This is a genomic window from Winogradskyella costae, assembly GCF_013403865.1.
GTDB classification, from domain to species: domain Bacteria; phylum Bacteroidota; class Bacteroidia; order Flavobacteriales; family Flavobacteriaceae; genus Winogradskyella; species Winogradskyella costae.
This window is the reverse complement of record NZ_JABFDK010000002.1, coordinates 248,801-262,059: the sequence shown is the minus strand read 5'-3', so window position 1 is coordinate 262,059 and position 13,259 is coordinate 248,801. Positions and strand designations below refer to the sequence as shown.

The window sequence follows — 13,259 nt, the reverse complement described above, 5'->3', positions numbered from 1 at the left end:
AATAACAATAAGTTAACTAAAAATTAACCTTGATTTATTATCTAGGTATCTGTTTTTTGATTTTGTAGTGTTTTTATTCTTTTTTGAAGTAAAGCAATCGTTTTTCTGTTCTTTTTTTCAATAAAAAAGACACTAATAAAAATAAGAATCAACAGCAGAAGGACTACTTTTAGTCGATTTGAAGTTTGATTTTGAAGCTCTGCTTGATATTCATTTTTACGAATTTCATTATCCTCTAATGAATCACTTACGGAATTTCGCTCTGCGATTTTAATTTCTAATTGACTCTTTGAATAAAACCTATAATATTTTTGATATGCTTCCCATTGATTTAATGCGAGATAATTTTCTAACAAACCGTTATAAATACTTGAATTAAGAACAATATCTCCTACATTTTTAGATTGCTCTAAAGCTTCGTTTAAATAATCAATGGCAGATTGATATTCACCTTGCGCTGTAAATACAGAAGCCAAACCTTTCTTAGCAAACGCAATAAGACTTTGTGCTTGTGATAATTCGGCTAGGGCAATAGCTCTATTAAAACTATTTTTAGCTTTACCATACTCTGATAGTAAAGTATAGCAGTTGCCTTTATTATAATATACAATACTAAGATTTGTATTGATTTCTCCATTGTTAACATTCTGATATTCGGCTATACTTCTATCAAAAAACTCTAAAGCAATATCACAATTGAGATTATCCTTATAGATAAACCCTTTAACCGCATAACTGTTAGCAATATAACGACTCACCGCTTTTCGATTTGGATAAAGCAATGCCATTTGTTCCGTTTTCTCAAGGTATTCAATAGACTTATCAAAAATTTTGAGCTGTTGGTATAAAATTCCGATTTTAAAGAGAATTTCAATTTGTAGCTTTTTATCCTCTAATGGTTTAGAAAGTTCATCGGCTTTTTTTATATATTCTAATGCTTTTTGATAATTTCGTTTAGATGTATAAGCCAGTGATAAAAGCGTTAAAGCTTTCACCTTTGTTTTTACACCATATTCGGTACTTTCATATACAGAAAATGCGAGATCAATAGATTCGTTTGGGTTATCGTACACCAACTGGCTACTTTGTTCTAGAATACTATCTATTTTCTGACTTTGCGGATATGATAGCGAATCAAATGAAAAAAAAGGTATCATAAATACCGAAATGAGACCAATATATAATCTTCTTTCTTTCATTTAGTTACTAGATTTCTGTTTTGATTCTGCTCGTTCTTTTTGAATCAGTTTAATAAACGTTACCGGCGACATACCAACTATAGACTTAAAAACTGTGGCAAAACTACTATGTGAAGAATAGCCACTTTCTTCAGCAAGGAAACTAATTTTATAATTTATATAATGCGGATCGGATTTTAATTTATCTATTACATAATTGATACGAAGCTTATTTATGAAGGTATTAAAATTATCATCGTAGTGCTTATTAATCACTCCAGAAAGATATTTTGTGTTCGTATCAAATTGTCCGGCCAATACTGCAAGAGAAATATCTTTATTTAAAAATTTAATAGAAGCTTCAAAACGTTTAAGCTTAGAGAGTATTAACTGTTCCGTTTCTTCTGGTATTGCAATACGTTTAGGCTTTGTTTTTTTAACGGGTTTTGCTTTAACATCCTTGTGTCTTACTATTTCTAAATAATTAATAATTTCTTTACGACGCTTTTTTCTAGTTTCGCCCTTTATAACAATATAACCGCCTACTAAGAGTACTGCCAATAAACCTGCTATTAAAAAATATAAGTAATTGTTATGTATTTCTTTTTCAGTTTCAAAAAATTCTTCATCTTGATCTGCTAATATAGAGTATAAGGAGTTTACAGCCATTTGTTCTGTTCTTTCCACTTCGGCATTTAAACTCAAATATTTCTCATTAAAAATCTTATGTTTCGCATTTTGATTTGAAGCTAAATAATTAATAGACAAATCCCTATTTATCTCCATTAAGAGTATTGGATTATTAATTATCTCTGCAAATCTTGAGGCAATTGAAAGCGATTCTTCACTTTTGCTAAATTCTTTTTTCTGTAGATACAAGTACCCTAACTCTTTATATATCAAAGCTTTTTGATAGAGATCATTGAATTCGGATGCGTTTAATAAATCTAAAGTTTTTTCTATATAAACTACCGCTGAATCATATTGAGATAAATTATTAAAAGCTCTTTCTCTAGCGAGATATAAAGCTCGTTTTTCAATAGTATTTGTTTTTAAAAATGTATTAAATTGACGTTCTGTGTTTTCAATTAAGTGTATCGCTTTATCACTATTTCTTCTCGTATTATAAGTATAGATTTGCTCTAATTTTATTAAACATTGTATAGAATCTTTATACGAACTTTGAGGTAAGTTCTCACTCAGTGCGCTACTCTCTTCTATAAATTCTTGAGCTTGCTTATCTAAATAAACACGTCCTAACAGTTGCGCTTTGAGTAGGTTTAATTCTAATTGTGTGTGTTTACTAATGGATTTTACCAGATTATTTTTATCAAAAGCGTGAATCACTGCTTCGTTATAATCACCCTTCACAATTTGAGCTTTAGCAATTAACAGATTAGAAATAGCTATGTGTTCTGGTTTTTGACTTGTCGCTAATATATGTTCTGCTATTTTAAGTGATTCATCTGGGTTTGAAAACACCAATTCTTGCGCTTTAGTAGTAAGCTTATTGTCTTGTGCATAGCTAAAACAGCCCAATAAAAGACCAGCCCAAACAACAATTGAACGAATTATTTTGCAACAAGAGGAGTCTTTTTGTTTCATTTTTAGTTCGTCAAAAACTGTCTTCTTAACTCAAATATTAACAATAATTAAACAAAAAATAAAGTTTATTTAACTATTGTGAGATAGTAAATATACTAAACTTTCTTAAAGGATAACCATAGCCAACCTTATCTAGCTTGTATGAAACAGCGGTGTAAATCGCTTAAATATTTGATACTCTTAAATAAAACATCATAACATTGCTTAAAATCTTTTTCTGACATTTAAAATCGTAAAATTTTTAAATATTCTATAATTCTTATTTTTTAGGAATAAAAAAAAAGGCAACATTTTCATGTTGCCTTTTTCTGCTATTAATCACTATATTCAAGATTATTCTTTAATAACCCTAAATGTTTTTATAGAACTATTTATTTGTACAGTTACAAAATAAACACCTGTATTCAATTCATTCATATCCACAGTTGTCGTTAAGCTATTTGGAGACATCTCCTTCACTTTTTGACCAACAATATTATGAATGCTAATTTGAGATATTGAAGTTTTTGCTTCTACAGTTAATTCATTCTTTACTGGATTAGGATAATATTTAAATGAATTAATTTCATTATTATCTAAGCTTAACGATGGATCTGGATAAGCAAAGAACTCAAATTCAGCTGCACTACTTGCTTGTATACTTACTAAGTAAGTTGTACCTGCTTCAACAGGTCCAGAATCCGTTCCAGATTCAAAACAACTGTTTATATCACCACCTAAATAATCTAAATCCGTTGAACAAACGTTAGAATCATATACAGTATAGTATGCTGTTCCTGAAGTTCTAATTAATTCAAAATTATAAGTTCCTGTTAGTGTTGGCGTAAACTCATACCATAAAGAATTATAAGAATCACTACATGCACCTTCTGGAGAATAATAAGCATTATCTAAATTTCCAGAAATTCTATTGGCACCTGCTGAATCTGGAGATTCATTAAATGATATAGCTCCAGAACAATCACTGTTAGCTTGCGCAGGAGGTAATTCCGTAACACATAAATCGAAAGTTATACCTTCACCTACTTGACTCGATTGTACCATTACGTAATAAGTTGAGCTGCTATCTAACAATACAATTTGTTCTGAATTAGTATTACAAGATGTCGTTACTTCTGTAAAAGCTCCACATGTTCCTTCATATATTGAATAATATGTTACAGGAGACGTATCACCTCTTGTTAAAAGAAATTCGTAATACGCTGTAGCTGTAGGATTAAACACATACCAAACATCACCATAGCCTTCTGTATTACAAGAGTTGTTTGAAGATAATGTTGCACCGACTGTAGTACCAGAGACAGCATTATTACACATATCATCAGTTGATGCCGTTAATACAGTTGCACTTACACACTCATCGTTAGCGGGTGGTGCAGGAGCGTTTCTTAAGCAGATATCATAGTTCTGAGCATATTCTCCAGATAATCTAGTATTGTTACGGATGTAATAGGTATTTCCAATAGTTAAACCAGTAAACGTAACATAGTTTGTTGTGTAACAACTAATATTTGTAAGTTCTCCACATGTCCCTTCTAATAATTCGGTAGCTTGTAAAGTTCCACCTGTATTATAGCCTGGCGCTGTTTCTATGTTTAAATATTCTAAAATAGTTGTTTCACTTGCGGCCACAAAACTAAACCAAACATCGTTAGTATTATTATTTGCTGATCCACATGTATCTGGGTTTGCTGTAGATTGTGTTGCACCTGCATTACTTGCACTTGTGAATATAGTACATGTATCATCGCTATTTACTGTTAAGCTTATTGGCGCACCACATTCATCATTAGTAGGTGGACAATAGAAATAAGTTGAATCCGCATAAGTACAAGAAATATCTTCATCATTCGTTAATGTAAAGTTAACCAATGTTCCTGATGCATAAGGACCAGCTGTGTAAACACCTGTGGTAGTAATGTTAGTAACATCTGCTGAAGTTGCATTGTCATCAGTTAAAGTTAGAGACGTTGCGCTACCTAAGTAAGATACATCTACAGCTACTGTAAACTGTCCATTACCGCAATCTGACACAGCCGTTAATGAATTGATCGTTGGATTAATACAACTGTTTTCTGTAATAATTAAAGTGTATTCAAATGTATTATTGGCATTTGACGTACTCAGTACTACAAAATAGGTATTACCTGCTAATAGTACTACGTCTGTCAAACTTCTTGAATCTCCAGAGAACGAGGTGTCATCAGCTATACATTCAGTTGCCACATCTGGACAGTCTTTAAACACCATTAAACCAGCTCTATTACTTGTAGCTGGAATAATTCCGTTGACTTCAATATTTACAGAAACATCTGTTGTCGGTGTAATTCTATAAAAGACATCGTTCCCGTTCATATAAGAAGAACTACATGGGTTATCATTAATATTATTCTCATAATCTGCAGTATTTCCAGAAGCCACTACAAAGGGATATGAAGACACTTCTATTGGACTACCACATGTCGCACCTACTAAAGGCGCAGTACGTGTTGTAAAACCTTCTTCCGTACAACCTGTAGCATCACCAATACCATTAAACGGTACGATGTTTACAAAATATTCTGTAACATAATCTAAACCTGTTAATGGGTAACTTGTTTCTGTAGTTGTTTGTGCATTAATGATATCTGTACCACCAGAAGTAGTACCAACCGATACTGTATAACCTGTTGCTAATCCTGTAGCTGCTTGCCAAGTTAAAGCCATATCAACATCGGCATCTGTCGCTCCACTTAAAGGTGATATTAACGTCGCGTCACAATTAGGAATGTTAGTAGCTAATTGGGTAAATGAAACATTGTCTACAATAATCCATAATGCAAAATTTGAAATAGTAGTTCCTGTTGCTACAAAACGAGCCTGAAAGTCACTGGCATTTGCAATACCACTAATTGTAATATCTGCAGTTGAAGAACAGGTAGAATTATCAACAAATGTAAAGTTAGAATCATTAATAGTAGTAGCATTAATCCATGAAACTCCATTATCAGTACTATATTCTAATACTAAAGACCCCCAACCTGCAGCTGGTGCAACATAACTCGCTGGCGGAAACTGGCTAACTTGTTCAAAAACATTATAAGAAAAACTTACATTAAGGTCAGTGCCGTTTGAAATAGCAGTATAATTTGGAGTTGTTAAAGTTTCTTGACCTGCTGCTGTAAAACCAGTATAAATAGCTTTTTCAGAACCATCACAAGTAAAGTTCGATGCAACTGCAAAATTAGTATCTGTCCAATTTTCAGGTATTTGATTATTTGCTACATCTTCAAAATCTTCGAGGACCTCAATTTGAGCGTAGGCAGTAATGCTTAAAAGCATCAGAAAATAAAATGTAATTTTTTTCATTCGTTTTAGGATTTAAATAATTAGTTAGTATTGATTATATTCTATGGGAATACAACTCTTCTGAGCTCTAATATATAATAAGAACGTGCGCTAAAAAAGATTCTATATTTGGTATTTACGGAAATTTGAAACAGCCAAAACAAAACTAAATCACTCAAAAATAGCGACTTATATACAATAAAAAGATTACAACAAAATATAAGAGAATAAGTGAGAAGTGTTTTATTGTTTAGCCTTTTTAGCTAAATTCACATCAAGTTCAATATGATTTTTCAGTTAAAAAAGCAACTAATAAAAGTGACCAATGGAAACTATCCTAAACTAAAAAAACCTATAACTTTCGTTATAGGTTTTCTTTCTGCGGAGAGTAAGGGATTCGAACCCCTGGAGGTGTGACCCTCAACAGTTTTCAAGACTGCCGCATTCGACCACTCTGCCAACTCTCCGTTAGCGGGTGCAAATATAATATGCTTTTTCGTTCTAGACAAAGATTTTTGCATTGTTTTTAAAAAAAATTTTAATTGACTGATTTACAATATATATTTTATTTCATTTTTTAGCAAGTAATCCTATTTCGGCATCATAAATGTTTATTATAATTATCTTTTAATAAAATCTCAATTGCTTATTTACCGAATTACTCTAACTTTAAAACTTTAAAATCTAGTAGAAATGAAAAAATCAGTTATCATACTTGGACTTATCGCAGCTATCGTTGCAGTTACATTATCGGCATCCCCTTATTCAAACTTTGCCATGGTCCCTATAATTATTGCTTTTATTACTGGATTGGCCTTAGTATTTATTTCCAAAAAAGAACAAGTCAAACCCAAACCCATTCAATATATATTTCTCTTAGTAATTATGTCGATAGGACTTACTATTTACAAAGGAGTTTATAATAGCATAGAAGAAGAAGAAGAAGAAGCTATAGAACACAGAAGCGAAAACGAGGAAGAAGATAGTAGTAAACCCATGGAACTTCTAGACGACAGACCAATAGAGTAAACTTTTCTTAAATTTCTCACTAATTCTAGGAAAATTTTAAATCTATTTATCTTATTTTTGCCTAAATCAAATAGTTACATGAAAGTATTTATTGCTTCTGTACTCCTTTTTGTTGGTTCTTGTGCCACAATTAGACATAGTGAGAAAATTAGCAACTTAAAAAACAGCATCTCATTTAATGATAAAAGTGTTGTCGAAGAATATTTAAAGACCATTACTTCTGAAGAATTAAAAATACATTTAATTGAAGTCGCTTCAGATAAGTATAACGGTAGAATGACTGGTGAAGAAGGGCATAATCTAGTGTGTGATTATATCAGAGATCAGTACAAAAATAGAGAGATCAATGCTCCGGAATTAGTCCCAGATTACTATCAAAAAGTACCTAAAACTATTCTACCAAATGATCTCAACGCCTCGCAAAATATCATAGCATATATTGAAGGAGCTGAATTTCCTGAAGAATACTTATATATTACCGCACATTCTGATCATGAAGGTGTAATTGATGGTGAAATTTATAATGGTGCAGATGACAATGGCTCGGGCACTGCTGCCCTCTTAGAAATTGCTGAAGCTTTTAGTCAAGCCACTACAGATGGCTATCGCCCTAAACGAAGTATTGTTTTTCTGCATGTAACAGCCGAAGAAGTGGGCCTATATGGTTCTAAATTTTATTCTGAAAATCCTGTATTCCCTTTAGAAAATGCTGTTGCTACCTTAAATATGGATATGATAGGTCGTGTAGACAATAGGCACAAAGACGACGAAAACTATATTTATGTTATTGGTTCAAATAGGATGAGTTCTGAGCTCCATTATATTACAGAGGAAGCCAATTCTACATTCATCAATCTTAATCTAGATTATAAATATAATGCAGATAATGACCCCAATCAATATTACTATCGCTCGGATCATTATAACTTTGCCTTAAAAGGTGTACCTGTCATTTTCTTTTTTAATGGTGAGCACGAAGATTATACCAAACCAACTGATACAGAAGATAAAATTAACTATCCGTTATTAGAGAAACGCACAAAGTTAATCTTTGCCACTGCTTGGTATTTGGCCAACTCTAAAACACGACTTAAGAAAGAAATTATCTGATGTTAAAGTTTGTTAAAAGAGATTAAACCAGTAAAAAACCCTTTCCAATTTTCGTAATTTTAGAACTAATTTGACTTATAGATGAGCCTTATAACAGCTTTAATCTATACTAACTAACTACCTAATTATTTTCTTTGAATGAAAAAAACTCTACTCTTGGGTATTGCTTTAGCAATACTATCTAGTTGTGGCACATCCTCTAAAACGAGTGTAAACACAGAACAATCTAATCAATCTAAAAAACTTGATCCAACAGAATATGCTTCTACAATTACTTCTGACGAACTAAAAACAATGCTATACAAGTATGCTTCCGATGAATTTGAAGGAAGAGATACAGGTGAAAAAGGACAAAAAATGGCCGTAGAGTATTTAAAACAAAAGTATATCGCTATGAGCATCCCTTCTCCATTAGGTGAAGATGACTATTTCCAAGAAGTTCCATTAGAAAAACAACAAGTTGCTGAAGCAAAATTAACCGTTAACGGAAAAACATTTAAAAGCTTCGAAGATCAAATTGTTTTAACGGTTTCTAATGATGTCGACTTGTCTGTAGACCATATCGTTTATGTTGGTTACGGTATTGATGATGAGAAGTATTCGAATTATAAAAATATAGATGTTAAGGGAAAGTTTGTTCTAGCAAAATCAGGAGAACCTAAAGATGCTGAAGGCAATTTTGTTATTTCTGGTACTACAGATAATTCAAAATGGACTAACGGACGCCAATCTATATCTAGCAAAAGAAAAGCCGCCGTAGAAAATGGAGCCAAAGGAATTATATTTATGGATAATGATTCGTTTGCGAGATATTCAGGCTTCTATAAACGTCAGTCAGAATCTGGAATTGCTGGTCGCCTGTCATTAAAAAGTAATGACAACGGAATTGTAATGTTAATGATCAATGACAATTTAGGAAAAACGCTTTATCCTTCTATTTCTGAAGATTCTATCGCTAGAGTCCTTGAAGCTGATATTAATTTGAAAATCGAAAATAAGTCTGAGTCTATTATTTCTGAAAATGTGGTAGCCTTTATTAAAGGTTCTGAAAAGCCAGATGAAATCTTAGTTATATCAGCACATTTAGACCACGAAGGTGTAAAAAACGGTGAGATTTATAATGGAGCAGACGACGATGGATCTGGTACTGTAGCCATTTTAGAAATTGCACAAGCATTTAAAATGGCCGAAAAAGCGGGCCATGGCCCAAAGCGTTCTATATTATTTTTACATGTTACAGCTGAAGAAAAAGGTTTATTGGGATCAAGGCATTATACAGATAATGACCCTATATTTCCATTAGAAAATACGGTTGCTGACTTAAATATTGATATGATTGGTAGAGTTGACGCTAAACATGAAACAGGGACAAGAAATTATGTTTATCTAATTGGGAGTGATAAATTAAGTACGGACTTACATAATATTTCAGAAGAAGCAAATGCGAAATATATAAATATGGAATTAGATTATACGTTTAATGACGAAAATGACCCGAACCGTTATTATTATAGATCTGATCATTACAATTTTGCAAAAAACAATGTTCCCGTAATATTTTATTTTAACGGCACACATGATGACTATCATAGACCATCAGATACAGCAGATAAAATAGAATACGATCTATTAGAAAAGAGAACACGATTGGTTTTTTATACCGCATGGGAGGTCGCAAATAGAGACGAACGTATTATTGTTGATAAGGCTACTGAATAAATAGTGCATAAAACAAAGCATATAAAAAGGTCTCTCATTAATTTGAGAGGCCTTTTTTATGTGATTCCGCCTAGAAAGTGCCTTATTAAATACTAAAATCTAGCCACTATTGAATGCTATAATTGGGGTATATAGTTTCTTTTCAGTATAAACCTCACGCTCTAATTACGTAATGCAGAATTATATATACAAAAAAAGCTCCTCTTTTCAGAGAAGCTTTGCATTCTGGGTGGAAGACCGGGTTCGAACCGGCGACTTTCGGTACCACAAACCGACGCTCTAACCAGCTGAGCTACAACCACCATTTTAAATTGGATTGCAAAGATAATTGAATTGTTATCTCTTGCAAATAGTTTTTGAATTTATTTTAAATCAAATAACGATTCTACAGCAACGTTTCGCTCAACTGTATAGCCTTCAGCATGTTCCACACCAATTAAACGTCCTAAATTTCTTGCCCTATAATCTACACTATCTGTAAAATTCTTACTAGATATCGGAGTTTCAGGTTCTTTACTATTAGGATCAAAGAATTGCGTCTTATATGCTAATACAGATGCCAGCTTTTTCTCCATAAAACCAGTGACATCAACAACGACATCTGGCTCTATATCTTTCCATTGTATATAATGATATACTGCTTTTGGTCTCCAAGCCTCTTGGAGCTCCTTTTCATCCTTATAAATGGTTTCAATCTTTTTCAATCCACTCAAAAAACAAGCATCACTAACCAATTGGCTTCCTTTAGGATGGTCAATGTGTCTATCATCAATAGCATTACAAATAACAATCTCTGGTTTGTAATACCTAATCATTTTAATCAGTTCTAACTGATGCGCTTTATCATTTTTAAAAAAGCCATCTGCAAAGCGCATATTAATTCTAGACTGTACACCAAGTATCTTTGCTGCATTAAAAGCTTCTTCATCTCTGGTTTCTGCAGTACCTCTGGTACCTAACTCTCCTCGCGTTAAATCTATAATTCCTACTTTTTTGCCCTTAGACACTTCTTTTGCTAAGGTTGCACCACAACTCAATTCTATATCATCGGGATGCGCTCCGATTGCTAGTATATCTAGTTTTAATTGCATATGATTATTATTTACTTAAGGTAAGACAGAATATCTAATACCCTTTTTTTTATCAAATTAAATTTAAATAATTAGGCGTTTAACCTCTTATTTGTCATTTCTTATGTGTCAAAAATATTAAAAAGAAGGCAGATAATCGCTTACTTTTTAGTTCGCAAACGGTTTCGATTAAAGAAATCCTTAGTTATCTCAATTTTCAGTAGTCAAAATTGAAAAATTCGCAATACTTCTAAAGTATGACTTTCGTCATAAATATTACCTTACATTGACTCTACCTTTACACTATTATTAAAAGACAACATCCTTATGACCTTAATGTTAGCTATTTTAATTATCACGATTTCCTTATTCATTTGGGGAAAGTTCACACCAGATATTATTGCGCTTATTTCCATGTTAAGTTTATTTATTTTTGGAATATTAGACTTAACAGAAACATTAAGCGGATTTAGCAATCCAACAGTAATAATGATTGCAGCCTTATTTATAATAGGTGAAGGTTTATCGCAAACGGGTTGGACCGCTTTAGCTGGTGAAAAGTTTATAAAAATGGCAGGTAAAAGCAAAATGAAGCTTTTATTAATTACAACATTGGGCTCTGGACTACTTTCTGGTGTAGTAAGTAATACAGGCACTGTAGCTACTTTAATGCCTGTTACAATAGCTTCTGCTTGGAGTATTGGGACCTTACCATCTAAGTTGCTAATGCCAGTAGCATTCGGTTCTAATACAGGTGGTCTGTTAACTCTAACCGGCACACCACCAAATATCATTGTAAACAACACCATGATAGATAGTGGTTTAGAAGGGTTTTCTTTCTTCGAATTTGGACTTATAGGTTTACCCCTATTGTTATTAGCACTACTCTATTTCAAATTTATAGGTTACCGTCTTTTACCAAGTAACAAAACCAACAATAAACCCGTAAATATTAACACTACGCTCCACCAATGGATAGAAGCCTATAAAGTAGATGGCGACTATTATAGGTTAAGAGTACGATCAGTATCTCCATTGCTAAACACAAAATTAGGCGATTGGAATTTTGAAAAAGATTATGCCGTTACAATTCTACGTATAAAAAGACGTCATCCTAGTCTTTTAAAAGGCCACGATCCATTTATTGAACTTCCAACTGATGATACAGGGTTCTTATATCATGATATTATTACGGTTAAAGGATCTACAGAAGCAATAAATGCTTTAATGATTAATCTAAGGTTAGGCTTACTACCCCTAGATTCTATTGAAGATGAGTTGAAACATAACCTCATTAACCAAGAAGTTGGTATGACTGAAGTTTTAGTTACACCACAATCGGCGCTTGTAGGTAAAAACATAACCTCTAGTCACTTTTTTGAACGTTATAATGTACAATTAATGGCCACCTCAAGAAACGGAAAACCCTTAACAGAACGCGAAACAGTTGTTAAATCCGGAGATGCATTTTTAATTAGAGGGCAATGGAGTGCTATAGACGAATTAAAAAATCAATATGAACATTTAGTAATCTGCGGTAGTCCAGAAGGTATGGCTAAAACAGTTACAAATCTTACGATTAAATCTTATATAGCACTAGCGTCTCTCATTTTAATGATTATACTGTTAGTTTTTAAAATCGTACCAGGAGCTGTTGCTGCTTTACTATCTGCAGGTATCATAATGATTACAGGCTGTGTACCGATGATAAAAGCTTATAAGGGCATTAGCTGGATAAGTGTTGTAATGATTGCAGCTATGATACCTATGGGAATTGCATTACAAAAAACAGGTACCGCAGAATTAATTGCAAATGGCTTAGTAGACTCTTTAGGAAGCTTTCATCCTGTGGTGCTGTTAGGAGGTGTTTTTTTACTTACTACAACGTTTAGCCAGGTTATTAATAACTCAGCCACGGCTGTATTAATGGCACCAATTGTAATTATTGCAGCAAACACACTTAATATTTCTGCTGCACCATTTATGATTGTTGTAGCCATTAGTGCTTCAACCGCATTTTTAACACCCGTAGGAACTACAACCAATGCCATGGTAATGACGGCAGGTGGTTATAAATTTATGGATTACTTAAAAGTAGGAGCACCATTGCTTCTACTCTTCCTAATCACATCATTATTATTAGTGCCATTCATATGGCCATTTTAAAATCGAAAGTCGAATTGCAAAAATTATGAACTCATGGAAACCTTAAAACAACCGA

8 protein-coding genes and 2 tRNA genes are annotated in these 13,259 nt (G+C 32.8%); 4 read left to right on the top strand and 6 right to left on the bottom strand.

Annotated elements, in window-relative coordinates; genetic code table 11:
* Nucleotides 1–41: 41 nt before the first annotated feature.
* The 4 genes from HM986_RS08370 to HM986_RS08355 form a co-directional block, all read right to left on the bottom strand.
* Nucleotides 42–1,199 (bottom strand): tetratricopeptide repeat protein, encoded by a 1,158-nt coding sequence (locus HM986_RS08370; protein WP_179334629.1) that lies wholly within the window; start codon nucleotides 1,197–1,199, stop codon nucleotides 42–44.
* Nucleotides 1,200–2,783: a helix-turn-helix domain-containing protein gene (locus HM986_RS08365; protein ID WP_179334628.1), complete on the bottom strand. Its 1,584-nt coding sequence runs from the start codon at nucleotides 2,781–2,783 to the stop codon at nucleotides 1,200–1,202.
* A gap of 333 nt (nucleotides 2,784–3,116) precedes the next feature.
* Nucleotides 3,117–6,131 carry a T9SS type A sorting domain-containing protein gene (locus HM986_RS08360; RefSeq protein WP_179334627.1) on the bottom strand — a complete coding sequence of 1,005 codons (3,015 nt, stop codon included), beginning with the start codon at nucleotides 6,129–6,131 and terminating at the stop codon, nucleotides 3,117–3,119.
* Between the two features lie 361 nt (nucleotides 6,132–6,492).
* Nucleotides 6,493–6,577, bottom strand: a tRNA-Ser gene (locus tag HM986_RS08355).
* A 226-nt stretch (nucleotides 6,578–6,803) separates the two neighbouring features.
* Between HM986_RS08355 and HM986_RS08350 the strand changes: the two genes are divergently transcribed.
* From HM986_RS08350 to HM986_RS08340, 3 genes are all read left to right on the top strand, one after another.
* On the top strand, nucleotides 6,804–7,139 hold the full coding sequence (locus HM986_RS08350; protein WP_179334626.1) for an FUSC family protein: 336 nt from the start codon (nucleotides 6,804–6,806) through the stop codon (nucleotides 7,137–7,139).
* A gap of 78 nt (nucleotides 7,140–7,217) precedes the next feature.
* Complete coding sequence (locus tag HM986_RS08345) at nucleotides 7,218–8,249, top strand: M28 family metallopeptidase (RefSeq protein ID WP_179334625.1); 1,032 nt, start codon at nucleotides 7,218–7,220, stop codon at nucleotides 8,247–8,249.
* A gap of 138 nt (nucleotides 8,250–8,387) precedes the next feature.
* Nucleotides 8,388–9,968, top strand: coding sequence for a M28 family peptidase (locus HM986_RS08340; RefSeq protein ID WP_179334624.1), 1,581 nt, complete (start codon nucleotides 8,388–8,390; stop codon nucleotides 9,966–9,968).
* A gap of 227 nt (nucleotides 9,969–10,195) precedes the next feature.
* Here the strand turns inward: HM986_RS08340 and HM986_RS08335 are convergent.
* A tRNA-His gene (locus HM986_RS08335) sits at nucleotides 10,196–10,271 on the bottom strand.
* Between the two features lie 59 nt (nucleotides 10,272–10,330).
* On the bottom strand, nucleotides 10,331–11,059 hold the full coding sequence (gene bshB1 / locus HM986_RS08330) for a bacillithiol biosynthesis deacetylase BshB1 (protein ID WP_179334623.1): 729 nt from the start codon (nucleotides 11,057–11,059) through the stop codon (nucleotides 10,331–10,333).
* Between the two features lie 306 nt (nucleotides 11,060–11,365).
* On the opposite strand from bshB1, the gene HM986_RS08325 reads away from it, so the two are divergent.
* Complete coding sequence (locus HM986_RS08325) at nucleotides 11,366–13,204, top strand: SLC13 family permease (protein ID WP_179334622.1); 1,839 nt, start codon at nucleotides 11,366–11,368, stop codon at nucleotides 13,202–13,204.
* Nucleotides 13,205–13,259: the final 55 nt, after the last annotated feature.